Genomic DNA, 24,267 nt, shown 5'->3' with positions numbered 1-24,267 from the left:
AGCCATCGCGGACCACTACCGACTGCTCCTACTTCTCGCGAACATTCCCCAGGTGTCTGACCCACGGTCGTTCTTACAACACATCGACAAACGTTCCTGCTCGTGACCTACGTAGCCAGTCGTTCCCCCGTCGACGTCGCTCCGTGCGTCGCCGTGTAATCTCGCTCGTTCTGCCGACCTGTTCGCGAAGGAGTACCCGACGATGCCCTTGGCCCCCTATCGGCTCGTATGGCTGGCCCTTTGGGTCGAAGCATCGTCCACGGAGAACGCGGCGTTCACCGAACACTTCCGCGCAGCCCTCGCGCCCCACGGCGAGGTCACGGTGCATGCGTACGGGCCCTTTCACCGCACCCCGCAGATGCTGCACTTCGAGATCGACCTGACGCCTCGCGAAGCCGCCTCGGAGTGTCTGCAGGCACTCGGCTTCAACTGGGTCGGGGACGGCTGGGAACGGCCGGTCGACGGCAAAGCCTTCCTGCACCCCGCCGTGCATGGCGCTCAGGCCGGTGCAATGGAAGCAGCTACCGCCCCACGGTACGTGACGGGGGACATCGTGAGGGTCCGCGATTCCCCCGACGCCTACGAACTGGGTCTGGTTGGTGCGGAAGTGATCGTCGGGCACCCTGACTACGACGCCGACGCCAGGCCCGAAGTAAGGACGTGGCGCTATTCCGTGCACGTCGAGGGACAGGACGAAACAGAGGATCTCACCGAAAGCGACTTGGAGCCTACCGGCCGACACGTCCAGCTCTACGGTGAGCGCATCAACATCACCCACGATGGTGTGGCGATGGGCCCGTCAGGCATGGTCTGACGGTCGAAAGGTGAGGGCCTGTCCGACCCTGATCGGCCGGACAAGTCATCCAAACCCTCTACCGGTCGCAGCCGGTGCTGCCCGGGGTGCCGGAGTCCGCACCTGGATCGACTCGTGGAACGAGGACCCCAAACCGTTCGCCTGGACTGTTCTGGGTCTCGGCCGCTCTGTCAGGTTCCACCCACGACCTGACGGCCGTCCGAAGCCGCGAAATCGGCGACGCGCTCGCCGTCGAGGGGGCCCTGTCCCCTGATGTTGAACACACGAGACACTGGATCCTGAGGATCTGAGAACACATCTCGTGGTCATGAAGAACTCGGCACCGGCTGCGCCTCGCCGTCGACCGCGAGCTCCTGCCTTCTACGTCGTGAGGTCCTCTGATCTCGCCGTTCAAGGTCGCGACGGCTCGATCTACTTCCCAAGGAGCTTCTTCCGTCCTGAGTTCGCTGGCCAGGCGGGTGCGGAAGGGGGGCCATGGCGCCTGACTGCGTACACGATGGTGCACGAAGCACGGCACAACCCGCGTGATGGCTCTTGGTGGAGGTGCAGTCATCTATTGTACCTACTGGTATGTACAGTGGTTGGGCAGCATCGCAGACCGACCTTGGAGGCACGCGCCATGCCACTCGTCCGCATCGACGCCATGCACTGCGACACGGAGCGGCTGAAGGCCCTGGGGCGGGCCGTCCACGAAGCGCTTGGCGAGACGATGGGCTTTCCTGACGAAGACCGCTTTCAGATCCTGACTGGCCATGACGGACGGCAGGGGTTGCTGCGCCACGGCACCTATCTCGGCGTGCCCCGCGATGACGGCATCGTGTACGTGTCCATCACTTTGCGGGCCGGCCGCCCAGACGCCGAGAAGCAGGCGTTGTATCAGCGCATATCCGAACTTGCCGAGGAATACGCGAGCGTCGAACCACGCAACATGTTCGTCGTACTGACGGAGAACTCGCCTGCGGACTGGTCGCTGGGCTATGGCGATGCCCAGTACTTGTAGCGAAGCTGTGAGCTTTACGTCTTCACTCCGCGCTGACCGGATGCAGGGCGAGGACGGCTTGAAACGAGAGCCGTGATGCGGGGTGGTCGAGCGCCGGAGCTTGCGCAGGAGCCGCCAAGACAGCCTGCTCGACGAGGGCCCGGTTCGTCGCGTGGGACTGGTTGACGACCTGCTGGTCTGCGGAAAGTTCTCCCAGCGGCCGCGGGAGGACACGGACCGTGCCCCCGCCGGCGCCCTGGTAGCCCTTGATGCTCCTAGAGGAGTCAACTCGACGTGAAGGGAGCGATGCTCAGGACCTGTGGATCGGCTCGGGAGGACGTACCTTCCCGGGTGATTGATCGACAGGTCACCGAGCAAGACCGGTGTTTGCAGCGCCGGCCGGGAAGGCACATCCGTGCTCAGCGTAGTGAACGATGACGGCACCACCGCCAAGGGCTCCTCCTTGATTGACGAGATCGTCCGAGAGGGCGCGCGGCGGATGCCGGCCGCCGCGCTGGAAGCCGAAGTAAACGCCTATATAGCCGAGTTCGCCGGTGAGCGCGACGGCAACGGACGCCGTCTGGTGGTGCGCAACGGCTTCCACCAGCCCCGGCAGGTCACCACCGCGGCCGACGTGGTCGAGGTGTAGGCGCCACGGGTGAACGACAAGCGCGTCGATGAGGCCACGGGCGAGCGCAAGCGGTTCTCCTCCGCGATCCTGCCGCCGTGGTGCCGCAAGTCCCCGAAGATCAGCGAGCTGCTGCCGCTGCCCTACCTGCACGGCCTGTCCTCCGGCGACTTCGTGCCCGCCCTGGAGCAGTTCCTCGGCAGCTCGGCAGGTCCGTCACCGGCGACGGTCACCCGGCTGACCCCAGCAGTGGCAGGCCGACCACCAAGCGTTCGGCGAGCGAGATCTGTCCGGTAGCGACTATGTCTACGCATGGGCCGACGGCATCCACCTGCGCATACGCCTGCAGGAGGCGAAATCGTGCGTGCTCGTGCTGATGGGTGTGCGCGGACGGCACCAAGGAGCTGATCGCCATGAGCGACGGCTACCGCGAATCAGCCGACTCCTGGGCCGACCTGCTGCGCGACTGCCGGCGGCGAGGGATGCGCGCTCCCGTCCTGGCGGTCGGCGACGGCGCGCTCGGTTTCTGGAAGGCCCTGGCCGTGGTGTTCCCCGAGACCCGCCATCAGAGGTGCTGGGTCCACAAGATCGCAAATGTGCTCGACAGTCTCCCGAAGTCCGCCCAACCGGGCGCGAAGAAGGCCCTGCAGGAGATATACAACGCCGAGGACCGCGACAGTGCGCTCGTGGCGGTCACGGCGTTTGAGAAGACCTACGGCGCGAAGTGGCCCAAGGCCGCCAAGAAGATCACCGATGACGTGGACGAACTGCTGGCGTACTACGACTTCCCCGCCGCGCACTGGATCCATCTGCGCACGACGAACCCCATCGAGTCCACGTACGCCACCGTCCGGCTGCGCGCGAAGGTCACCAAGGGCGCCGGCAGCGCGGCCGCCGCCTTGGCCATGGTGTTCAAGCTCGTCGAGTCCGCCCAGCAGCGGTGGCGGGCCGTGAACGCACCCCCCCTCGTCGCCCTCGTCCGCGCCGGGGCCCGCTTCGAACGCGGCCAACTCGTCGAACGGCCGCAGACGACCGCGGCATGAACAGGGTGGCAGACCTGCCTCGAAGTTCGAGATCATCCGACCATGTCGAATAGCGCGCCAGGACAGGGCCTTCCGGTCGGCTTCGGGTTCCAGCCGTATCGCGGCGACGAAGACCACGGCCCCATGGCCGCGGTGCGGCTGGGTTGTGCTGAACGGGACCAGGTCGACGCCCATTCGGTTGTGGAAGGGCTCCCGTCAGCGACCGAGGTAGCCGAAGCCTCTGCCAGGCTGGAGGAGCCGTCCAAGAACCAGATCCTGGTGGTGCACGACGGGAGCGTCGTCGGCTACTCGACGATCCGATGGTGGCAAGAGCGGGACGACACGTGGCTGTACCTGCACCGCGGCTACCTCGTGCCCGAGCATCGCTGCCAAGGGATCGGCTCAGCCATGCTGAGCTGGGCCGAAGAACGGATCCGCCAGCTCGTCAAGCAGCATGGAACGGCGCGGACGGCAGTGATCGGTACGAACGCCATGGCCTCCGAGCAGGACGCCACGGCGCTTCTGCTCGCAGCCGGCTACCGACGTGTCTTCAGCCTGGTCGAACTGGAACTGGGTGATCTGCAGCAGTTGCCCGAGCGGGGCAGCAAACTGCCAGCCGGGATACGGACGGGACCGATCGAGTCAAGCCACTACCGCGCAGCCTGGAGGACGGTCGTCGATTCGTATACGGACACCGGCTTCACGCAGAAATGGCCATTCCAGGACTTCGTCGACACGGCCGACCCGGCATGCTGGAGGGCTGCATGGAACGGGCAGGACATGGTCGGCGTCGCCCTCTGCTGCATCCGCCGTCACGACCACACCGTAGGCGAGGTCGAAGAGCTGAGTGTCCGGACGGACCAGCAACGCCTCGGAATCGGCCGGGCCCTGCTGATGGACGGGCTGCGGAGCCTTCGCGGACAGGGTGCAACGACCGCTCGGCTGTTCACGGGCACGTCAAACCCGCACCGGTCCTACGATCTTTACGAGAGTGTGGGGTTCCGGCGGCAGAACGAGTACGTCCGTTACCGCAAGCCGCTTGCTTGACCGACCGGTCATTGGGCGGCCCGATCAGTCCACAGGATTTGACAATAACTCTCGTGAACGGCTGCTGCATGAGTAGGTGACAGCGTGGTTATGCAGCAAGGGCCGCGGGTTGGGTCATGATGACTTCGTACTCGATAGGGGTCAGGCGTTTCTGGCGCTGGCGCCGGCGCCGGTGGTGGGTGCGCTCGATCCCGGTCACGATCGCGATTCGTAGTTCTTGGCGGGTGGTGTCCAGGGGCGGCGGTCGAGGACGTTCTTCTGCTTGTTCATGCCGTGACGTGCGGGAACGGCCACGTATGTTCGGCTACGGAATTGCGACCCGTGGTCGGAGTGCATGGTGCGTCCGGCGACTTGGCTGCGGCGGGCGACGGCGGATTCCAGGGCTGCCAACGCGAGGCCGGAATTCATCCGGGCCTCGATGGAGTAGCTGCACGATGCGGCCGGAGTAGACGTCCTTGACCGCGCACAGGTGGAGCTTGCCTTCGCTGGTGGCGTGCTCGGTGATGTCCGTCATCCAGAGCCGGTTCGGCCCGGACGCGGTGAAGTTGCGCCTCACGCGGTCGTCGTGGACCGGCGGGCCGGCCTTGACGTTCTTCCCGCGGCCCCGGCGCTTGCCGAACGCGCTCCACCAGCGGTTGTCGCGACAGATCCGCCAGGCAGTCCGCTAGGCCATCGCCTCACCGGTCGCGCGGGCCTCATCAAAAAGGAAGCGGTAGCCGAACTCCGGGTCTTCACGGTGCGTGTCGGACGAGGCGTTGGCGAGGCATGCCTCGGCCGGTTCGGGGTCGGTGACCGGGGACTTCAGCCACCGGTAACACGGGTGGCCGGGCCAGCCCGAGAGCCCGGCACGTCACCGCCACCCGGCAAAGGGCGCTCCAGGCGGCCAGCTCGCGGACGAGCGGGTACGTCATTTTGACGACAGATTCGCCTGCGACAGATTGGCAGCAGACGGCCGCAGCACTTCGTTCTCCTGCTCCAGGAGCCGGATCCGCGAACGGGCCTCGGCCAGCTCGGCCGACTCACCCTTTGTGGCATAGCGCCGGTGCGTCGGTGGCAGAGAGGAGGCGTCATGTCGTCTGTTCGGTGGAGGTGCCGGATGCCGTCGGTGATGGGCTGCTGGAAGAGCATGAGCGTGCTGTTCGGCCCCTTTATGTGCCGTTGCCGGACCGCACGGCAGTTGGACAGGTTCTTCAAAGGTTCTTCATCGTTCCGCTTCTACGTTCGCTCTGCCCGTCGCGCCTGCGGCGGGGTTCGGCAGGGAGAGCGGGAGAACGATGAGGACGAACCGGGTACGGCCGGCCGTCGCGGCCTCGGTCATGGCCTTCGTGCTGGCCGGATGCGGCGGGAGCGGCGGAGAGGCGGAGGTCCCGACCGCGGGGGGCGGAAAGGTGTCGTCCCCGGCCTCGGCGGGAAGGGGCGCGCAGCGCGGCGGCGACGACGTGGCCGCGTACGTGAAGGCGCAGCGCGCGTACGTGAAGTGCCTGCGGGAACACGGCGTGGACGCGCCCGACCCCGACGCCCGGGGGACCATCGACTTCGGCGAGGGCGACCAGCGGCGTGCGCTGAAGCAGGAGCCGAAGTTCAGGGCCGCCCAGGAGAAGTGCGCACAGTACGTCTCCGCCGTGCCCGAGAGCATCGAGAACGGCAACCAGCCCAAGCTGTCGGCCGCCCAGATCAAGGTGAAGCGCGAGTACGCCGCCTGCATGCAGAAGAACGGCGCCGCCGACTTCCCCGACCCCGGCCCCGACGGCCTCGGCCAGGGCGAGTGGGACCAGAGCGCGGCCGGAGCGAAGCGGGCCGCCCGGATCTGCGGGCCGATCATCGGGGTCCCCGAGAACGCGGGTCCGGGCGAGGGCTGAGCGGTGGAGAACGAGACAGACCTCGATGAGGAGCGCGGGCCTCGCGGACGGCGGAGGTTTCTCGTCGTCGCCGGTGTGGCCGTCGTGGCGGCGGTCGCGGTGACCGGGGCCCTCGGGTTCGGCGGCGGCCGGGACGAGGGGCCGAAAGCGCCTCCCAGGGCCAGTTCGACTGTCCCCGTCACCCGGGCGACGTTGACCGAACGCACCTCGGTGGACGGTGCCTTGGGATACGGTCCCGAGATCCCGCTGCCGGTCAAGGCGACGGGCACGGTGACCTGGCTGCCCGTGTCCGGTACGACCGCGGAGCGTGGGGACACGCTGCTGCGCGTCGATGACCGCCCGACGGTGCTGCTTTACGGGGCGCTGCCGATGTACCGGGACCTCACCCTGACCCCGGCCGCTCCGGAGGGCGACGAGGCAGAAGGGGCCGACGAGGCAGAAGGGTCGGAAGAGTCCGGCAAGGGTGCGCCCCCGGCCGCTCAGGGGCCCGTACGGGGCATGGACGTCATGCAGTTCGAGACCAACCTCGCCGCCCTCGGCTATACGGGCTTCACGGTGGACGAGACGTTCACGCGGGGCACCGCCGCGGCGGTCGAGCGCTGGCAGATGTCGCTCGGCCTGCCGCAGACCGGCTCGGTCGGCGTCGGGGACGTGATCTACAGCGCCGGGCGGATCAGGATCGGCCGGTCCGGCGTCCGGCTGGGCGCCGCCGTCGGCGAGGGCGCTCTCACGTACACCGGCACGACCCGCAAGGTCGTCGTCAACGCCTCCGCGTCCGAAGCCTCCTGGGCCGTGCACGGCGCCGGCGTGACGATCCAGCTGCCCGACGAGACCCGCGTGAAGGGCCGGGTGGCGTCCGTGGGGAGGCAGGCGAACGAGGGCGAGGGGAGTGGCGGCACGGACGAGCGGGCGGCGACCGTGCCGGTGACCGTCACCATCAAGGACCAGAAGGCCGTGGGGAAATGGGAGAGCGGGCCCGTGACCGTCGAGTACGTGGGGCGGCGGGCCGAGAACGTGCTGACCGTCCCGGTCGCCGCCCTGGTCGCCCTCGCGGAGGGCGGCCACGGCCTGGAGAAGGCGGACGGTACCTTCGTCGCGGTGAAGACCGGCCTGTTCGCGGACGGGGACGTGGAGGTGAGCGGTCCGGCGGTCCGCGAGGGCCTGAAGGTGAGGATTCCGGAGTGAGCGGGGACTCTGCAGCGTCCGGTGCGGGGCTTTCGGCGTCCAGCGGCGACCTTTCTGCGTCCGGCGCGGGCTTCTCGGCGGTCGTGGAATTCGATGCCGTCTCCAAGACGTATCCCGGCGGCGTCCACGCCGTCCGTGACGTCAGCCTGCGGATCGGGCGCGGGGAACTGGTCGCCGTCGTCGGCCCTTCGGGCTCCGGCAAGTCGAGCATGCTGCATCTGATGGGCAGCCTGGACCGGCCGTCCTCCGGCCGCGTCCTGATCGACGGCCACGACGTGGCGAAGCTGTCCGACCGGGAGGTCTCGGCGCTCCGGGCGACCAGGATCGGCTTCGTCTTCCAGCAGTTCCACCTGGCCGTCGGCGTCCCGGTGCTCGACGCGGTCGGAGACGGCCTGCTCTACGCGGGGGTGCCGCTGCGCCGCCGCAGGGCCCGGGCAGCCGCCGCGCTCGCCCGGGTGGGGCTCAGCCACCGCGTCCACCACCTTCCGCATCAGCTCTCCGGCGGTGAGCGACAGCGGGTCGCGGTCGCCCGTGCGGTGGTCGGCGACCCCGCGGTGCTGCTGGCCGACGAGCCGACCGGGAACTTGGACTCCGCCTCCGGGGCGGCCGTGCTGGACCTGCTGCACGGGCTGCACGCGGGGGGCACCACGGTCGTCGTCATCACCCATGACCAGGAGATCGCGGCCGGGCTCCCCCGCCGCCTCGCGATGCGCGACGGCCGGCTGACCGGTGACGTCACGCGCGGCACGACGATCGGGGCACCCCGATGACGGAGCGCACGCATACGCCCGGGCCGGCCCGGAAAGAGGCCGGGACGCCCTCGCCATTCCCACCCCGGCCGGCGCGCAACCGAAAGCGCGGCCCGTCCCGCCTGCGCCCCGCCCGCCTGGGCCCCGCGGACGTCGTACGGCTCGGCTCCACCGGGCTGCGCACCCGCCCCCTCCGCGTCTTCCTCTCCGCCCTCGGGATCGCCATCGGGGTCGCCGCCATGATCGCGGTGGTCGGCATCTCCGGTTCCGGCCAGGCCGAGGTGGACCGCAGGCTCGACGCGCTCGGGACCAACCTGCTGCGGGTCGCCCCCGGCGAATCCCTCTCCGGCGAAAAGTCCGAACTCCCCGAGGAGTCCGTGGCGATGATCCGCCGCATCCCGCCGGTCCAGGAGGTCGCCGCCACCGGAGAGACCGGCGCGCACGTCTACCGCAACGAACGCATCGCCATCGGGCGCACCGGTTCGCTGAGCGTCCTGGCGGCGGACACCGGTCTGCTGCCGGCCGTCGGCGGGCGCCTCCGCGAGGGCCGCTGGCTGGACTCCGCCACCGAGGAGTACCCGGCGGTCGTGCTCGGGGCGACGGCCGCCCAGCGGCTGGACGCGTACCGGCCGGGCATCCGGGTCTGGATCGGCGGCCGGTGGTTCTCGCTGATCGGCGTGCTCGACCCGGTGCCGCTCGCTCCGGAGCTCGACAGCGCGGCCCTGGTCGGCCGGCCGGCCGCGCGGACCTACCTCCGCTTCGACGGCCACCCGTCCACGGTCTACGTACGAGCGGAGGACAGCCGGATCGCCGCGGTGCGGGACGTGCTCGCGGCCACGGCGTACCCCGAGAAGCCCGGCGAGGTGCGCGTCTCGCGGCCCTCGGACGCGCTCGCCGCCCGCGAGGCCACCGAATCCGCGCTGACAGGGCTGCTGCTGGGGCTCGGCGGGGTCGCCCTCCTGGTCGGCGGGGTCGGCGTCGGCAACACCATGGTGATCTCCGTGCTGGAACGGCGTACGGAAATAGGGCTGCGCCGCGCGCTCGGCGCCACCCGGGCGCAGATCCGCACGCAGTTCGTGATGGAGTCACTGCTCCTGTCGCTCATCGGCGGACTCGCCGGAACGGTCCTGGGGACGCTGATCACCTCGGGGTACGCCCTCAGCCGCGACTGGCCTACGGTCGTGCCCGCGTGGGCGAGCGCGGCGGGTATCGGGTCAACCCTGGTCATCGGCGCCGCAGCCGGTCTGTATCCGGCGGTGCGGGCCAGCAGGCTCGCACCGACCCGGGCGCTGGCCGGCGCATAAGGGGAGGGGACAGGGTGAGCTTCCGGATACGGGCCCTCGGCCTGCTGATGCTGATCGCGATGACCGCCACGGCGGCCACCGCCTGGCTGACCCTGCGCCAGGCCAACCGCCAGGTACGCGAGACCGTCACGGCCGGTCAGCAGGACACCTCCCGGATCGCCGGGGAACTGCGCGCGTACGGGCTGGCGCACGCCACCTGGGACGGGCTCGCGCCGACGGTCGCCGCGCTCGCGAAGGAGACCGGGCAGCGCATCCGGGTGGCCACGGAGGCCGACGCGCTGCTCGCCGACTCCGACACCCTGGCCGGCCGCGCACCGCGCACGGTGAGCGGCCGCCCGCCGGTGCTCGTCGACGCGCGCCCCACACTGCGGATCCCCGGTGGGCAGGTGCGGCGGGCCGCCATGAAGCAGGCCGCCGCCGCCGTCTCCGACTACCGTTCCTACGCCGCCGACGCGTCCTGCCTGACCCGCGCGGGGGCCGAGGTGATCACCGGGGCCGGCGCCTTCGGTGTGCCGACGGTGCGTGCGGACCGCAGGCCCGCCCAGTGCCCGAAGCCCGCGGGCACGTACGACCCGCTGACTCCCCAGCATCTCGATGCGCTGCGGCCGTGCGAGTCCGAGAAGCGGTTGTCCGACTGCTTGCAGCGGGTCTTCAACGAGCGTGTCGCCTCCGTGGCCCCGCCGCGCCTCGAGGTCGCACTCGGCTTCCGCGACGAGTCGCCGCCCACCCTGGCCATCGCCCCCGCCGCGGCCGCCGCGGCGGGCGTGGCCCTCGTGGTCATCCTGGGCGGGCTGCTGCTGAGCAGGGCCGTCCTGCGTCCCGTACGCGCCCTGACGCTCGCCGCGAAAGGGCTGGGCGAAGGCGACCTGGGGCGGCGGGTGCCCGCGTCCGGCCGGGACGAGATCGCGCAGCTCGGTGGGGCCTTCAACCGCATGGCCGACTCGCTCCAGGCAGGCGAGGAGCACCAGCGCCGCCTCACCAGCGACATCGCGCACGAGCTGCGCACCCCGCTGGCCAATCTGCGCGGGTACCTGGAGGCCCTGCGCGACGGGGTCCTCGAACCGACCCCCGAACTCCTCGCATCCCTCCACGAGGAGGCGCTGTTGCAGCAGCGCATCGTGGACGACCTGCGGGACCTCGCGCTGGCCGAGGCAGGCGCGCTGGCGTACCGCCACCGGGACGTCGATCTCCGCGAGCTGCTGGAGACGAGCCACCGCGCCCACTCGCCCCAGGCGCGGGGCGCGGGCATCACACTGGCCCTGGACGCGCCGCGCCCGGCGTACACGCGCGCCGACCCGGACCGGCTGCGCCAGGTCGTCGGCAACCTCGTCGGCAACGCGCTGCGCGCCACCGCCCCGGGCGGAACCGTGACCCTGGCCCTGCTCAAGGACGGCGACCGGGCCGTCATGGAGATACGTGACACAGGCACGGGGATTGCGGCCGAGGACCTGCCACGGCTCTTCGACCGCTTCTGGCGGGCGGATGAATCGCGGAACCGGGCCACCGGAGGCACCGGTCTGGGCCTGTCCATCGCCCGCCAGATCGTCGCCGACCACGGCGGCGCCATCGAGGTGCGCAGCACGGTCGGGGAGGGCACCACGTTCGCGGTAGCCCTTCCCCGGGCACGGGAACGTCAACCCCCGGCGGGGGGTGACGCGGAGACGGGACCGTCCGTGAGCCGGTAGCCCCTCCCGTACACCGTCTCCACATGGCTGCCGTCCGGGCCCGTCCCCAGCTTCCGCCGCATGTTCATCACATGGGCGTCGACGGTCCTCTCCAGTACGTCCCGGTCGAAACCGAAAACGCGCTCGATGATCTGGGCGCGGGTGAAGACCCGGCCCGGCTCTCGCGCGAGCGTCTCCAGGATCGCGAACTCCTTCGCGGTCAGCTCCACCTGCCTGCCCGCCACCCGGACCTCGAACCGCGCGGTGTCGAGCTCTACCTCGCCGACCCGCAGCACCGCGGGCCCGCCGCCCCCGCCGGACCTTCCCGAGCGGCGCAGCAGCGCCCGCACCCGAGCGGTCAGCTCACGCGGGCTGTACGGCTTGGTGAGGTAGTCGTCGGCGCCGAGGTCGAGGCCTAGGAGCATGTCCTCCTCGGCCACCCGGGCGGTGAGCAGCAGGATTGGCACATCGGACTCGGTGCGCAGGACGCGGCACACGTCGAGGCCGTCGACGAGGGGGAGCATCACGTCGAGGACGATGAGGTCGGGCCGGGTCGAGCGTGCCCGTTCCAGTGTCGCCCGACCGTCCGCGACCACATGGACTGCGTGGCCTTCTCTTTCGAGGTAGATCCGGATCAGACGGGACTGCTTCGCGTCGTCCTCGGCGACCAGAATGCGAGCGCTCACGTTCCCCCTCCACGGCCTCCTGCCGGTGCCCGAACGGTAGTACAGAACGGCCGTGCGCATGGCTTGGGCCAGCGTAGTTGGTGTGAGTTTGAGGGCCTCCTCGAAGACGATCGGGGATCGTTGTCCGAGGCGGGAGTGCCGGCGTCGGGTGTTGTAGCGGTGGAGCCATCGGAACGCGTCGAGTGGCGCATCGCGCTCGATCGGCCAGCTCTCTCGCCCTTGCAGGGTCTCGCTCAGGGCGTTTGCAGCGTAATCCTCTCCCGGAGTGCATCGATGGCGATGCGGCCGGCTGCGCCGATCACTGCGTCGGCTGCGGGCAGGATTGCGGCGGTGCTGACTGTGCGGGTGAAGACGGCAACGGCGTAACGACCACCGTCGGGGTATTCGACGACGCCGGCCTCGCCGCGCAGTGTGGGCAGTGACCCCGTTTTGCCCGCGACGTGCACATCGTCGAAGGGGAAGCCGGAGGCAAGACGGTGAGGCCAGACCTGAAGTCCCATCAGACGGCGTATGGATGAGCAGTGTTCGGGTGTGCATGCCGTGTCGCGCCAGATCGTCGCGAGCAGCCGGGTCAGGTCGCGTGGGGTGCTGCGGTTGGACTGCGCCGGATCGAGGGCTCGGAGCCGGGCGATGACGTGCGGGTCGGCGAGCGCTTGCGCGCCGCCGGGCCCCGCGTCCTCCTTGATGCTGGCCATCATCTCCCCGAAGGAGTGAAGGGCGCGGGTGCGAGTCAGGCCGAGGCGTGCTGTCGTACGGTTAACGGCGTCAAGGCCGACGCGCTGCAAAATCACGTCGGCGGCGGCATTGTCACTGATCGACATCATCAAGTATGCGAGGTCGCGCAGGGAGAGGCGGGCGATGTCCGCCATGGCCGCGAGTCCCGTCGGTCCCGAGGCGCGATCGTCCGGCGGACAGTCGACCAGCTCGGTGAGATCGATGTCGCCGGCCGCTGCCCGCTCGTGCAGGGCGACGAGGAGAGGCAGTTTGTGCACGCTGGCGGTGCTCAGCACGTGATGCCCCTCGTAGTCGACTTCGGCTCCGGAGTCGATGTCCACGGCGTGCATCCATCCGGTCACCCCGGCGTCGGTGAAAGCCGCGCGAAGGTCGGTGAGGGTGTCAGTCATAGCCAGTACTCCGCTGCGGGGCGCAAATGTGTGGGTCGGGCGGGGGCGTCGGGGCGGGCGTCGGCGGTCGACTGCAAGGCGTGCGCGGCAGCGTCGGCGAAGGCGTGCACGGCCGCGTCGCCGTGCCCCTGCGGCCAGGCCACTGAGTGCCGCCAGGCCAGCGGGTTGCCGGCGAGAGGGCGCCAGACCAGTCCCGAGTCGGTGGCGTCGCCCTTCGTGTCTCGTGGGGTGAATGCGACGGCGGAGGCCGAGAGAACCAAGCCGTGTACGAAGCTGTCGCCCCGGCCGTGCCGCACAGCCGTCGGTGTATAGCCGCCACGTGCACAGGTCCTCAGCACCTCATCGTAGAGTGCGGGGGATCCCGCCCGCGGAAACAGCACCAGTTCGTGGCCGCTGAGCGCGGCCAGGGCCACTTCGCTCTGCCCGGAGGCGCGAACGCCGCGGGGCAGCAGGACACCGAGGTCGCGCCGCAGTACGGGGCCGAGTTCGAGGCCGGTCACGTCACACGGATGCTGTACCAGCCCGACATCCAACTCCCGTGCGGCGAAACGGGCGAGCTGTTCACCGGTCGACAGCTCATGAAGCTCCAGCTCCACTGTCGCGCAGCTCTCCCGGAAGGCTCCCACCAGCGCCGCGACGGTGGTGCTGGCGATATCGGGAGGCAGCGCGGCGCGAAGCAGCCCGCTCTCCCCGTCCCGGATCCGGCGGGCTGCGGCGTGCAGGGACGCAGCACGGACCAAAAGTGCACGTGCTTCGGGCAGTAGCAGAGTCCCGGCCTTGGTGAGAGCCACCTGGCGACTGGTCCGGTCGAACAGGCGCACCTCCAGCTCCCGCTCCAGGCGTTGGATGCGCTGCGACAAAGGTGGCTGGGCCATGCGCAGTCGTACCGCCGCACGGCCGAAGTGTGACTCTTCTGCAACAGCCACAAAGCATTCCAAGTGCCGGATCAGGTCCACGAGCAGCAATCATATCGGAAGGATTATTGATCGAAGATCCATATCTGTCTTGGACATGAGGTCTGGTCGCTTGGTCTCCTCACGGCATGACACGCACTCCCGCTCGACGTAGAACCTCGCGTTCGCCGCTCAAGGCGACCGCCGCAGCGACAGTGGCCCTCGCCCTTGCCGCCGGCGGTGCGTACGCCGCAGGAATAGGACCGTTCGACCACACCTCCAACGCCCTCGACCCGGCCGCCGTTGCCCAGGCCAGAGCCTTTCTCGCCGACTGGTCACGCGGCCGCTACGAGGGCGCCGCAGCCCGCACGACCAGCCCCGCCCGCGCCGAGGAGGTGTTGCACAGTTTCACCGAAGGGCTCGACATCGAGGGCCCGCGCCTCACCGCGGCTACCGCCGAGCGCGCGGACGACGGCGCGGTGAGCGTCCCTTTCACCGCGCAGATGCCCGTGAAGGGGCTTGGTTCCTGGACGTACAACTCACGCATACTCCTACGGGAGGAGAAGGGGACCTGGCAGGTCGACTGGACGCTGGGACTCGTTCATCCGCACTTGAGCGACAAGGCCAAGTTCCGCCTCGAGCGCGAGGAGACCAGTACACCGGAGGTCGCAGACAGGAACGGGAAGTCCCTCAGGGGTGACGCCTACCCGTCGCTGCAGCCGCTGCTGGCGCAGATCGCGGGTGGGGGCGGCGGGCCACGAGGGACGATTCGGCTGGTCGACCGGGTCACCGGGGAGACGAAACGCACGGAGATCACGTTTGGAGGCAAGACGAACGCGGGCGGCCAGGACGGCCCGGCATCGGCCCGGACCACCCTGGACGCCACCTGGCAGGCCGCCGCCGATCAGGCGCTCGGCGCCGAGGCCGATGGCAGGAACGCCTCGCTGGTGGCCCTGCGCGTGGACAACGGCGAGATCCTCGCCATGGCCAACTCCCCGGCCACCGGCTTCAACCGCGCCGCCTCAGGCACGTACGCGCCCGGGTCCACCTGGAAGATCGTGACAAGCAGTGCACTGCTGCTGAAGAACGCTGTCACCCCCCAGTCCGTGGTGGACTGCCCCAAACACCTCGTCGTCGGCAAGGAGTTCCACAACGTCGAAACATCGGAGTTCCACGGCGCGACCTTCCAGAAGGACTTCACGGAGTCCTGCAACACGGCCTTCATCAGCCTGCGCGGCAAACTCGGCGACGCCGAAACGGGCGACATCGCGCGCAAGTACTTCGGCGTAGGCCAGGAGTGGCACGTGGGAATCCCCTCGTACGACGGGTCGGTGCCCGTACCGAAGGACGAGACGGAGAAGGCTGCTGCGATGATCGGACAGGGCCGCATCCAGGCGAACCCCCTGATCATGGCCTCGATCACCGCGACTGCGGCCTCCGGCCACTTCCACCAGCCGACAATCCGTCCGGAACTGGATGACCGGACGTCCACCACCGCCCTGCCGCGTACCGTGGTGAATCAGTTGCAGACAATGATGCGCGCCACCGTGAGAGGCGGCACCGCACGCGTCCTGGCCGACCTGCCCGGCCCCATCGGCGCGAAGACCGGAACCGCCGAGGTCTCCGAGGACGAGGAGAACAACGGCTGGCTCGTGGCCCGACGCGGCAACGTCGCCGTCGCCTGCGTGGTCGAGCAAGGTGTCACGGGTGGCGGCTCGGCCGGACCCATCCTCCACCGCCTGCTGGCGGCCGTCCCAGAGGATCCCTCCTGAGCCGCGCCAGTCAACGAGCCAGGGGTGATACCTCCAACAACTGCGTCGACGGGCGCCGTCCTCGCGCGCCTGTCCCCGCACATCGGCCAACCCCGTAACAAGGCGGACCATAGGGGAGTCAGACGATGTCCAGATTCCGATCGCTCGGGGGACTGCTGCACAGTTGAGCGACACCTGACCTGGCTTGCTGAGAGGTGGCCTGGAAGGATGCTGCAGTGCCCAAACCGTATCCGAAGGAGCTCCGCGAGGACGTCGTGCGCGTCGCGCGCAACCCTGAGCCCGGCGTCACGGTGGAACAGATCGCCGCCGACTTCAGTGTCCCCCTGATCACGCTGTCGAAGTGGCCGCGCCATGCCGACACCGATGAGGGCTGCAGACCCGCGACAGCGCAGGGCGCATCCGCGGAGCTGCGCGAGGCCCGCAAGCGCGTCCGGCTACTCGAGCAAGGGAACGAGGTTCTGCGGAGGGCCGCGGCATATCTGTCGCAGGCGAACCTGCCATCAACATGATGTACCCGCTCGTCCGCGAGCCGGCCGCCGCCGCTGCCCCTCACCGGGTGCCGGTGGCGGTGACCTGCCGTGTGCTCGGCCTGGCCCGCCAGCCCTACTACCGGTGACTGGCCCGGACGGTCACCGTTTCCGAGCTCGCCGAGGCACAGCGCGCCCGCCGGGAACCAGCTGCCGTCCCACCCTGCCCGAACAGTGCCAAGTCGTGCCGTTCGGCCAGCCCGATGTGATCGCCCCGCGAGCCGGGTACGGCGACGACGAACAGCGCCTCGCCGGCGACTTCGGCATCGGGCAGGAAGCGGCGGACGAGTTCCGGGTCGGCGGCCAGGCCGCCGCTGGCGACGACGACGGCCGGGGCGGTGGCTTCCTCGCCGTCCGTGACGACGCCGCGGACGGCGCCGTCACGGACCACGAGGTCCTCCACCCGGCTGCCGAGGGCGAGGTCCACGCCGAGGCGGGCGCGGGCCTTGTCGAGAACCTGGACCAGACCGTATCCCTGGTCCTTGGGGACGTGGCCGCGCCAGACGTCCTCCACGCCGGCCCGCGTCAGCCCGGGTTCGTGGGCACTGCGCGAGACCTGGGCGGGTATGTCGACGCCCAGGACGAGCAGCCAGTCGTCGACCGCTGCGGACTCCTCGCAGAACATACGTACCGGGGGCGGGCCGGACCCGCCAGCCGTTGAGGTCCATGTCGTGCTGGAACATGCGCAGGAGTGAGTTTTGGATGCCGAGGCGCTGCCGGACGCGGGTGGCCGAGGCGGTCAGGAGTCCGGCGGACAGCTGTGTGGACCCGCCGATCTCGTCCTCGGACTCCAGGAGCGGCGACGCCTCCGCTCACGGGGTGCTCGGGCCCGCGGTGCACAGTGCGTGGTCGATCAGGGCGCCGGCCGCGTTCTCTTGCTCCAGTATGTGCTCCAGGGTGTCACCGCGTGCCTCGGACATGGAGACCACGGCGCTTCGCCTGCCGTCGTCGGTGACGCCGTTCAGCGTGATGTAGCCGCCGTCCCCGCCCTCGTGGCTCCAGTAGGTTCCTCCGCAGCTCAGGGGGCGTTCGACCAGGCCGAGCCCGTATCGACCGCCGGGCCAGAACTGTTGGAATTCCGCGCTCACGGGAACGGTCTGTTTCATCTCGGCCATCTGCCGAAGCGACAGCAGGCGGCCCGCGAGCAGCGCGCGGAAGAAGTCGTTCTCATCCCGTGTGGTCGTGACCCACGAAAAGGTTTCATAGCCCACCGGTATCTGGTCGGTGACGTCCACCACGGAGCCGGGGCCGAAGAACTCGTAGGCCCTGGCGTGCGGCCGGGGCAGGGAGGGCGAGGCACCCATCCACCGGGTCTGGTCGAGGCCGAGCGGGTCCAGGATGCGGTCTTCGATCTCCTCGTGAGCGGATTGGCCGGTGGCCCTCTGGATGATCATGCCGAGCAGGATGTAGCCGGTGTTGGAGTACTGCCAGCCCTCGCCGGGCGCGAAGTCCGGCGCGTGGGCCATGGCGCGAGCAACCAGCTGCTCGGAGCTGTGGAGGTCGTGGCGCTGCTCGTAATACTCCGCCGGCGTGGTGTATCCGGGCAGGTCGTCGTGGATGCCACTGGTGTGCTGGAGCAGTTGGCGAACGGTGATCCGGCTGCCGTCGTTGCCGTGGGACCGCACCACTCCTGGCAGCCAGTGGCCGACTGTGTCGTCCAGGGACAGCTCGCCCTCGGCTTCCAGCTGGAGAATCACGGTGGCAACCAGAGTCTTGGACGTGCTGGCCATACGGAAGTAGCCGTCGGAAGAGACCGGGCGGCCGGTGTTCAGGTCGGAGGTGCCGCTGGTGGCGACCGACTGCCGACCCTCGGGCGTGATCACGCGGGCCTGCACACCGCTGATACCGAGGGCGTGGATCGCCTCGGTGTCCTGGCGTAACTGTTTCGCAGGGGAGGGACCGGTGGGTTGGGCGATGGCGGTGGTCACCTCGGCGGTGAGCAGCATGGCCACACCGAGTGCCATGGCGAGGTGCTTGCGCAGAGTCGAAGTCATAGCTGGACGCTAGTTTCGCCCCCCAACTGGGCGCAATCCGGCACACCCCAAGGCCGGAAGGGGGATATCCCCCAGAGCAGCCTGTCACCAGTCCGGTGTCGACCTGCCGAGCGCGACGTGGCGGTTCTCGACTCCAACACCAACAAGCGGCGGCGACTGACGACGGCGCAGGAGTACGAAGACATCGAGCAGGAGCTGTCGACCAGTTCCTGCTCGCCGGCGTCGGCGCGGGAATGGCGGTCCCCCACGCCCTTTCGAGATCTGGAGCAGGACGTGGCGTGCGGCGAGGCAGTCCCCGAATGCACGGTGCCCGCCGCCGAGCGGATGCCACCGGGGCGAGCCGAGCCACGCGGCATACGCCTCCATGAGGCAGTACCAGGCAGCATCGTCCTCCGGGGCAGTGGCTTCTTCCCGCTCCGCCGGATGTCGCCCAAGACCACGTGCCTGTCGAAGGCGGCGTTGCAGCAGCAGATCACCCGGTCCTTGGTGACCCTCCGCAGACGCGGAAGGAGCTTCTCGAAGGGCTTCACCCCGAACGCGGGTGTGTCAGCGGCGTCGCTGGTCTGCTCGCAGTTCGAAGTCGCCGTGGCTGTTGTCGACCGCGTTGGCCGTGTCTCTGGGGCGACGATCGCGTCGAGGACATCGACGGGCAGGGTGATGTCACCGGCGAGCAGGAAGGACCTCCAGCTGTTCCGTGGTGCGGAGGCCGATGATGGCTGAGGCGACGCCGGGGTGGTTGATACGAAGGCGACGGCGCGCTCGATCGGCGTCAGGCCGGACTTCAGACAGCGAGCCGCCAGAGAGCAGGCTGTCGGTGAGCGTGCCCCCGGTTGCTGCCTCGGCTTGTGGTCGGAAGTCCTCGAGCGGTGCTGACGCTGACGAAGCGCTGTGCGCTGCGGAGCAAGGAGTGGTGCGCGCAGCGGCGGGACTCGCTGTCGGTCGTGCCTAGCGTGCTCTTCGGAGCAGCACCTTCTGCTCCGACGTACCCCTCTGAGCGCTGGAAGAAGACCATTCATGCAATCCTTTCCCGTTCCGCCTTCACCTGTCCTGGAGGCGGCCGCCGCTGCGTTCGCCGAGGCGACGGCGCAGCCCCCCTACCTCTTCGACCTCGCCCCCGCAGAGGGCCGTGCCGCTGTGGACGAAGCGCAGTCCGGCTCTGTGGAACTGCCTGAGGTGGACGAGGAGTGGGTGACCGTCCCGTCTGACACCGGTGACGTCCGGGTACGCGTCGTGCGCCCCGCAGGGCCCACGGGGCCGCTCCCGGTGATCCTCTACATCCACGGTGCCGGCTGGGTCTTCGGTAACGCGCACACCCACGACCGGCTGGTGTGCGAACTCGCCGACGGAACGGGCGCGGCCGTTGTCTTTCCCGAGTACGCGCTCTCGCCCGAGGCACGTTATCCCGTCGCGATCGAGCAGAACTGGGCTGTGGCGCGCTGGATCGTCACCGACGGCGCCCGGCACGGCCTGGACGGCGAACGGATCGCCGTCGCGGGTGACTCGGTGGGCGGCAACATGAGCGCGGCGCTCACCCTCATGGCCAAGGAGCGCGGCGGCCTCGCTCTGCGCCAGCAGGTGCTGTTCTACCCGGTCACCGACGCCTCCTTCGACACCGCCTCCTACGAGCAGTTCGCCGAGGGCTACTTCCTGCGCCGCGACGGTATGCGCTGGTTCTGGGACCAGTACACGACCGAGGAGAGCGACCGCGCCCGCATCACCGCCTCCCCGCTGCGCGCCACGACCGACCAGCTGGCCGGCCTTCCGCCGGCGCTCGTCATCACCGCGGAGGCGGACGTGCTGCGCGACGAGGGGGAGGCGTACGCCGCGAAGCTGCGGGCCGCCGGGGTGCCGGTGACCGCCGTGCGGTATCAGGGCGTGATCCACGACTTCGTCATGCTCAACGCGCTGCGCGGAACACAGGCCGCCGACTCCGCGATCGCCCTCGCCGTCGCCACGCTGCGTACGGCGCTGTCGCCGCGCTGATCTCCGCTCAACTCCGCGGTATCGAGCCCTGCCCAGGCGGGACCGGCCTTCATGCGGCACCGGCCGGTCCCGCCCCGCCGTGCTGCCCTGATGGGGCAGCAGTCTTCTCCGACAGGTGATCACCATGACCACACCTCCACCCGCCCGCCGCTTCGAACCCGATCTGCGCGCGATGACCCGCATCAACCTGCGGCCCATCGCTTCCCCGATGCCCCTCGGCTTCTACGCCGTCGGCATCGCCTCCGTGGTCGCCGGGACCTACCAGCTCGGCATACTCGGCGAGGACGCCGGCCGCGCCGTGGCCTTCACGATCCTGCCCGCGTTCGTCCTCCAACTTCTGGTCGCCGTACTCGCTTTCGGAGCACGTGACGTCCTGGCGGCGACGCTCATGGCGTGTTTCTCCGGAACGTGGCTCGCCAACGCCCTCGTCCTCGCCCTGCACCCGGAACACGGATCGCGCGTCCTCGGCGTGCTCAATCTGTGCTTCACACTCTTCGCGCTTCTCATGGCGTCCGTCGCCCGCGCCAAACGCGCGCTGTGGTTCGTGCTGTGCGTGGCCGTGCCCCGCTTCGGGGCGGCCGCCGCTGCCGGGCTGAGCGGCGCGCACGCGCTCACCGTCCTCTCCGGAGCCCTCGGTCTGCTTCTCGCGGCCGTCGCCCTCTATGCCGCGTTCGCGCTGATGCTGGAGGACATGCGGGGCGAGGAGGTGCTGCCACTGGGCCGCAGCGGCCCCGCGCACCACGCCGTCGAGGGCGACCTGAGCGTGCAGCTGCGCAACCTCGAACGTCACGCGGGCGTACGCCGCACTCTCTGAGGACGGCCGCAGCCCCCCACGTTCGGGCAGGCGTCGCCTTCCTGCCGCCGTGACTCTTTCACCACCCACTGGAGCCTCATTCCATGACCAGCAGCACCCCCATGCCCGTCGGCGGGTTCACACCGCAGCCGGGCCTCGCCCCAGCGGCCGGCGCCGACCTCGTCGTCCGCAACGCCAAGGTGTGGACCGGTGACCCGGCCCGGCCCGCCGCTTCGGCCCTCGCCGCACGCGACGGCATGATCCTCGCGATCGGTGACGAGAGTGACGTCGCCGCTGTGACCGGCCCCGGCACCCGCGTCGTGGACGCCCTCGGACGCCGTGTCGTGCCCGGACTCAACGATTCCCATCTGCACGTGATCCGCGGCGGACTCAACTACGTACTCGAACTGCGCTGGGACGGTGTGCCGTCGCTGCGACAGGCCCTCGCCATGCTGCGTGAACAGGCCGGGCGTACGCCGAAGGGTCAGTGGATCCGTGTCGTGGGCGGCTGGACCGCCGACCAGTTCGCCGAACGCCGTATGCCGACCGTCGCCGAACTGACCGCGGCCGCCCCCGACACACCCGTCTTCGTGCTGCACCTCTACCAGTCCGCGCTGCTCAACCGAGCCGCCGTCCGCGCGGCCGGACTCACCCGCGATACCCCCGACCCCGCCGGCGGGCAGATCGTCCGGGGCCGCGACGGTGAGCCCACCGGCCTCCTCCTGGCCGCGCCCAGCGCCCTCGTCCTCTACTCGACGCTCGCCCGCGCCCCCGGCCTCGGCCCCGAGGAGCAGCGCCTGTCCACACGGCACTTCCTGCGCGAACTCAACCGCTTCGGGCTCACCTCGGCGGTCGACGCGGCAGGCGGCTTCCAGAACTTCCCCGACAACTACGCCGCCGTCACCGACCTGGCCCGGGCCGGAGAGCTGTCCCTGCGCATCGCCTACCATCTCTTCCCCCAGACCGCCGGGCAGGAACTGGCGGACCTGGCCCGCTGGACGGACATGGTGAAGCCTGACGAGGGCGACGCCTGGCTACGGCTCAACGGGGCCGGCGAGAACCTGATCTGGGCCGCCGCCGACTTCGAGAACTTCGCCGAGCCCCGCCCCGGCCTCGCCCCCGGCTACGAGAGCGAGTTCGAGAAGGCCGTGCGGCTGCTCCTCGAACACGGCTGGGGCTTTCGACTCCACGCCACGTACGACGAGACGATCCGCCGGGACCTCGCCGTCTTCGAGAAGCTCGCCGCCGACGGGCTCTTCCCCGGGCAGGGCCGCTGGCTCTTCGACCACGCCGAGACCGTCTCCTCCGGCAGCCTGGAGCGAATCGCCGCGCTGGGCGGGGCCATCGGCGTGCAGAACCGGATGTCGTTCCAGGGCCGGGTCTTCGCCGAACGGTACGGAGCGCGGGCCGCCGCCCACACCCCACCGGTGAGCGAGATGCTGGAGGCCGGTCTGACCGTGGCCGCCGGGACCGACGCGACGCGTGTCTCCTCGTACAACCCATGGGTCGCGCTGCACTGGCTCGTCACCGGGCGCACGGTGGGGGACCTGTGCCTCTACCCGCCGGAGCGGCTCCTGAGCCGCGAACGCGCCCTGGAGCTGTACACCATCGGCGGAGCCCGGATCACCGGCGAGGCGGACATCAAGGGCACCCTGGGCGTCGGCCGCTACGCCGACTTCACCCTGCTGAGCCACGACTACTTCTCCGTCCACCAGGACGACATCCCGCACATCGAGTCCGTACTCACCGTCGTGGGCGGCCGCATCGTGTACGCGGCGGCCGAGCACGAGGGCGTCGACGAGGCGCTGCCCCCGCTCGCCCCGGCCTGGAGTCCCGTCGCCCACTTCGGCGGCTACCAGGCCACACCGCCGCCGGGCCTCATCGGAGCGCGTCAGGCCGACCGGATCGCCGAGGCGGTCGGCGCCTCCGAACAGCACCGGCAGTGGCGGGTGGCACGCGGCTTCGCTCCCGAGGGCACCGCGCCGCAGGTTTTCGACCCCTGCTATGTGCTCTGACCGACCTCACCACAAGGAGAAACACGCGTGAACAGCGCGCTGTTGCTGCTCCGGCTCGTCACGGGACTGCTCGTGGCCGGCCACGGAGTGCAGAAGATCAGTTTCCGGCTCGGTGGCAAGGGCCTCGCGGGCGGCGTCGAGGAGTTCCGGCAGGACGGATTCCGCGGCGGGCGGCTCACCGCTCTCGCCGCCGGAGGCACCCAGGTGGGCGCCGGACTGCTGCTCGCCGCCGGAGCCCTCACCCCGCTCGCCGGGGCCGGCGTGATGGGCGTCATGACCGTCGCCCTCACCGTCAAGCGCCCGCACGGCCCATGGGTGCAGAACGACGGCTACGAATACCCCCTGCTCCTCATCGCGGTTCCGGCCGCACTCGTCCTGGCCGGCCCCGGTGCCTGGTCACTGGACTCCCGGCTCGGAGCCACCCCCTGGCCGGCCTGGCTGAACACCGGCTGCCTCGCACTCGGGCTCGCCAGCGGCCTGCTGACCCGTCTCCTCCTGCACCGCACACCCTCACCCGCGATCACCCCGAGGAACGCCTCATGACCACCCAGCAGACCTCCCGCCCCGCCGTACTCCAGGAATTCGGGACGGTGCACCCCGTGCCGCTCGGCCTCACAGCCGACACCCGGCGGTACGCGGCCCAGCGCCTCAACCGCGTACTCGCCGACACCCACATGCTGTACGCCCTCTACAAGAAGAGCCACTGGCAGGTGCGCGGCGGCCTCTTCCACTCGCTGCACCTCCTCTTCGACCGGCACGCCGGCGAACAGCAGGCGCTCGTCGACGATCTGGCGGAACGGGTGCAGATCCTCGGCGGGATCGCCGTCGCCGATCCCCGGCACGCCGCCGAACTGACCTCCGTGCCCCGTTTCCCCGACGGAGCCGAGGACGTGCCGGATCTCCTGCACCGGCTGCTCAGGACACACGAAGGCATCCTCGTGGACGCCCGCGAGGCCGCCACCCGGCTCGGCGCCCTCCACGACCCCGGCACCGAGGACCTGCTCGTGTCCTCGATCGTCCGCACGGGGGAGCGGCAGGCGTGGTTCCTTGCGGCCGAGGCGGCGAAGGACGCCTCCGCTCCCGGGAACCTTCGGACCCGCTGATCCCCCCACCGCCCGCCCCGCGCCCGGTCTCCCGGACGCGGGGCGTTTCGCTGCGCCCGCGGCCTCCGGCTGTGCCACGCACCGCGAGTCGGACGACGCACTGGTGGCGGCCCGCGTCCGCACGCA

At 70.0% G+C, this 24,267-nt stretch carries 21 protein-coding genes and 3 pseudogenes; 17 read left to right on the top strand and 7 right to left on the bottom strand.

Features of this window, described 5'->3' with window-relative positions; all coding sequences use genetic code 11:
* Positions 1 to 202: 202 nt before the first annotated feature.
* Both G3I41_RS24570 and G3I41_RS24565 read left to right on the top strand, forming a co-directional pair.
* Positions 203 to 814, top strand: a complete 612-nt coding sequence (locus G3I41_RS24570; RefSeq protein ID WP_164402549.1) for a hypothetical protein — start codon at positions 203 to 205, stop codon at positions 812 to 814.
* A gap of 619 nt (positions 815 to 1,433) precedes the next feature.
* Entirely contained in the window at positions 1,434 to 1,814 is a 381-nt protein-coding gene (locus G3I41_RS24565) for a tautomerase family protein (protein WP_164402548.1), read from the top strand.
* Positions 1,815 to 1,836: 22 nt separating this feature from the next.
* Here G3I41_RS24565 and G3I41_RS37065 read toward each other — a convergent pair.
* A pseudogene (locus G3I41_RS37065) lies at positions 1,837 to 2,061 on the bottom strand (IS5/IS1182 family transposase); the annotation flags it as partial.
* Positions 2,062 to 2,208: 147 nt separating this feature from the next.
* Between G3I41_RS37065 and G3I41_RS24560 the strand changes: the two are divergent.
* Both G3I41_RS24560 and G3I41_RS24555 read left to right on the top strand, forming a co-directional pair.
* A pseudogene (locus tag G3I41_RS24560) lies at positions 2,209 to 3,464 on the top strand (IS256 family transposase).
* Between the two features lie 42 nt (positions 3,465 to 3,506).
* Positions 3,507 to 4,490 (top strand): GNAT family N-acetyltransferase, encoded by a 984-nt coding sequence (locus G3I41_RS24555; RefSeq protein ID WP_164402547.1) that lies wholly within the window; start codon positions 3,507 to 3,509, stop codon positions 4,488 to 4,490.
* Between the two features lie 88 nt (positions 4,491 to 4,578).
* Here G3I41_RS24555 and G3I41_RS37060 read toward each other — a convergent pair.
* Positions 4,579 to 5,511, bottom strand: a pseudogene (locus G3I41_RS37060) (IS3 family transposase); the annotation flags it as partial.
* Positions 5,512 to 5,764: 253 nt separating this feature from the next.
* On the opposite strand from G3I41_RS37060, the gene G3I41_RS24550 reads away from it, so the two are divergent.
* The 5 genes from G3I41_RS24550 (at position 5,765) to G3I41_RS24530 (ending at position 11,272) form a co-directional block, all read left to right on the top strand.
* The gene (locus G3I41_RS24550; RefSeq protein WP_164402546.1) at positions 5,765 to 6,349 is read left to right on the top strand and encodes a hypothetical protein; all 585 of its coding nucleotides are present in this window, start codon (positions 5,765 to 5,767) and stop codon (positions 6,347 to 6,349) included.
* A gap of 3 nt (positions 6,350 to 6,352) precedes the next feature.
* Complete coding sequence (locus G3I41_RS37710) at positions 6,353 to 7,534, top strand: peptidoglycan-binding domain-containing protein (protein WP_164402545.1); 1,182 nt, start codon at positions 6,353 to 6,355, stop codon at positions 7,532 to 7,534.
* 83 nt (positions 7,535 to 7,617) lie between these two features.
* The gene (locus G3I41_RS24540) at positions 7,618 to 8,304 is read left to right on the top strand and encodes an ABC transporter ATP-binding protein (protein WP_164402560.1); all 687 of its coding nucleotides are present in this window, start codon (positions 7,618 to 7,620) and stop codon (positions 8,302 to 8,304) included.
* The gene (locus G3I41_RS24535) at positions 8,301 to 9,587 is read left to right on the top strand and encodes an ABC transporter permease (protein WP_164402544.1); all 1,287 of its coding nucleotides are present in this window, start codon (positions 8,301 to 8,303) and stop codon (positions 9,585 to 9,587) included. The genes G3I41_RS24540 and G3I41_RS24535 overlap by 4 nt, the downstream gene beginning before the upstream one ends.
* Positions 9,588 to 9,601: 14 nt before the next feature.
* The gene (locus tag G3I41_RS24530) at positions 9,602 to 11,272 is read left to right on the top strand and encodes an ATP-binding protein (protein WP_164402543.1); all 1,671 of its coding nucleotides are present in this window, start codon (positions 9,602 to 9,604) and stop codon (positions 11,270 to 11,272) included.
* Here the strand turns inward: G3I41_RS24530 and G3I41_RS24525 are convergent.
* From G3I41_RS24525 to G3I41_RS24515, 3 genes are all read right to left on the bottom strand, one after another.
* Complete coding sequence (locus G3I41_RS24525) at positions 11,221 to 11,937, bottom strand: response regulator transcription factor (RefSeq protein ID WP_164402542.1); 717 nt, start codon at positions 11,935 to 11,937, stop codon at positions 11,221 to 11,223. The genes G3I41_RS24530 and G3I41_RS24525 overlap by 52 nt on opposite strands.
* Before the next feature lie 233 nt (positions 11,938 to 12,170).
* Complete coding sequence (locus G3I41_RS24520) at positions 12,171 to 13,061, bottom strand: serine hydrolase (RefSeq protein WP_164402541.1); 891 nt, start codon at positions 13,059 to 13,061, stop codon at positions 12,171 to 12,173.
* Positions 13,058 to 14,017, bottom strand: a complete 960-nt coding sequence (locus G3I41_RS24515; protein WP_164402540.1) for a LysR substrate-binding domain-containing protein — start codon at positions 14,015 to 14,017, stop codon at positions 13,058 to 13,060. The genes G3I41_RS24520 and G3I41_RS24515 overlap by 4 nt, the downstream gene beginning before the upstream one ends.
* A gap of 86 nt (positions 14,018 to 14,103) precedes the next feature.
* Between G3I41_RS24515 and G3I41_RS24510 the strand changes: the two genes are divergently transcribed.
* Positions 14,104 to 15,726 (top strand): penicillin-binding transpeptidase domain-containing protein, encoded by a 1,623-nt coding sequence (locus G3I41_RS24510; RefSeq protein ID WP_164402539.1) that lies wholly within the window; start codon positions 14,104 to 14,106, stop codon positions 15,724 to 15,726.
* A 215-nt stretch (positions 15,727 to 15,941) separates the two neighbouring features.
* Positions 15,942 to 16,235: a transposase gene (locus G3I41_RS36515; RefSeq protein WP_203601585.1), complete on the top strand. Its 294-nt coding sequence runs from the start codon at positions 15,942 to 15,944 to the stop codon at positions 16,233 to 16,235.
* A 97-nt stretch (positions 16,236 to 16,332) separates the two neighbouring features.
* On the opposite strand, the gene G3I41_RS24500 is transcribed toward G3I41_RS36515, so the two are convergent.
* Both G3I41_RS24500 and G3I41_RS24495 read right to left on the bottom strand, forming a co-directional pair.
* A complete protein-coding gene (locus tag G3I41_RS24500; RefSeq protein WP_239081812.1) occupies positions 16,333 to 16,878 on the bottom strand; it encodes an FAD-binding protein in 546 nt (181 codons plus the stop codon).
* A gap of 187 nt (positions 16,879 to 17,065) precedes the next feature.
* Positions 17,066 to 18,247: a serine hydrolase domain-containing protein gene (locus G3I41_RS24495; RefSeq protein WP_239081811.1), complete on the bottom strand. Its 1,182-nt coding sequence runs from the start codon at positions 18,245 to 18,247 to the stop codon at positions 17,066 to 17,068.
* Between the two features lie 117 nt (positions 18,248 to 18,364).
* Here G3I41_RS24495 and G3I41_RS36510 point away from each other — a divergent pair, with 117 nt between their 5' ends.
* The 6 genes from G3I41_RS36510 (at position 18,365) to G3I41_RS24465 (ending at position 24,141) form a co-directional block, all read left to right on the top strand.
* Positions 18,365 to 18,967 carry a hypothetical protein gene (locus G3I41_RS36510; protein ID WP_203601584.1) on the top strand — a complete coding sequence of 201 codons (603 nt, stop codon included), beginning with the start codon at positions 18,365 to 18,367 and terminating at the stop codon, positions 18,965 to 18,967.
* Between the two features lie 294 nt (positions 18,968 to 19,261).
* Complete coding sequence (locus G3I41_RS24485; protein ID WP_164402538.1) at positions 19,262 to 20,230, top strand: alpha/beta hydrolase; 969 nt, start codon at positions 19,262 to 19,264, stop codon at positions 20,228 to 20,230.
* Between the two features lie 124 nt (positions 20,231 to 20,354).
* Positions 20,355 to 21,044 carry a GPR1/FUN34/YaaH family transporter gene (locus tag G3I41_RS24480; RefSeq protein WP_164402537.1) on the top strand — a complete coding sequence of 230 codons (690 nt, stop codon included), beginning with the start codon at positions 20,355 to 20,357 and terminating at the stop codon, positions 21,042 to 21,044.
* Positions 21,045 to 21,145: 101 nt separating this feature from the next.
* Positions 21,146 to 23,038, top strand: a complete 1,893-nt coding sequence (locus G3I41_RS24475; protein WP_164402558.1) for an amidohydrolase — start codon at positions 21,146 to 21,148, stop codon at positions 23,036 to 23,038.
* A gap of 27 nt (positions 23,039 to 23,065) precedes the next feature.
* Positions 23,066 to 23,581, top strand: a complete 516-nt coding sequence (locus tag G3I41_RS24470) for a DoxX family protein (RefSeq protein ID WP_164402536.1) — start codon at positions 23,066 to 23,068, stop codon at positions 23,579 to 23,581.
* A complete protein-coding gene (locus G3I41_RS24465; protein ID WP_164402535.1) occupies positions 23,578 to 24,141 on the top strand; it encodes a DNA starvation/stationary phase protection protein in 564 nt (187 codons plus the stop codon). The genes G3I41_RS24470 and G3I41_RS24465 overlap by 4 nt, the downstream gene beginning before the upstream one ends.
* Positions 24,142 to 24,267: the final 126 nt, after the last annotated feature.

The sequence above is a fragment of the Streptomyces sp. SID9727 genome (assembly GCF_010550605.1).
Lineage (GTDB): Bacteria > Actinomycetota > Actinomycetes > Streptomycetales > Streptomycetaceae > Streptomyces.
The sequence above is the reverse complement of the archived record's forward strand: the minus strand, read 5'-3'. Positions and strand labels throughout refer to the sequence as shown.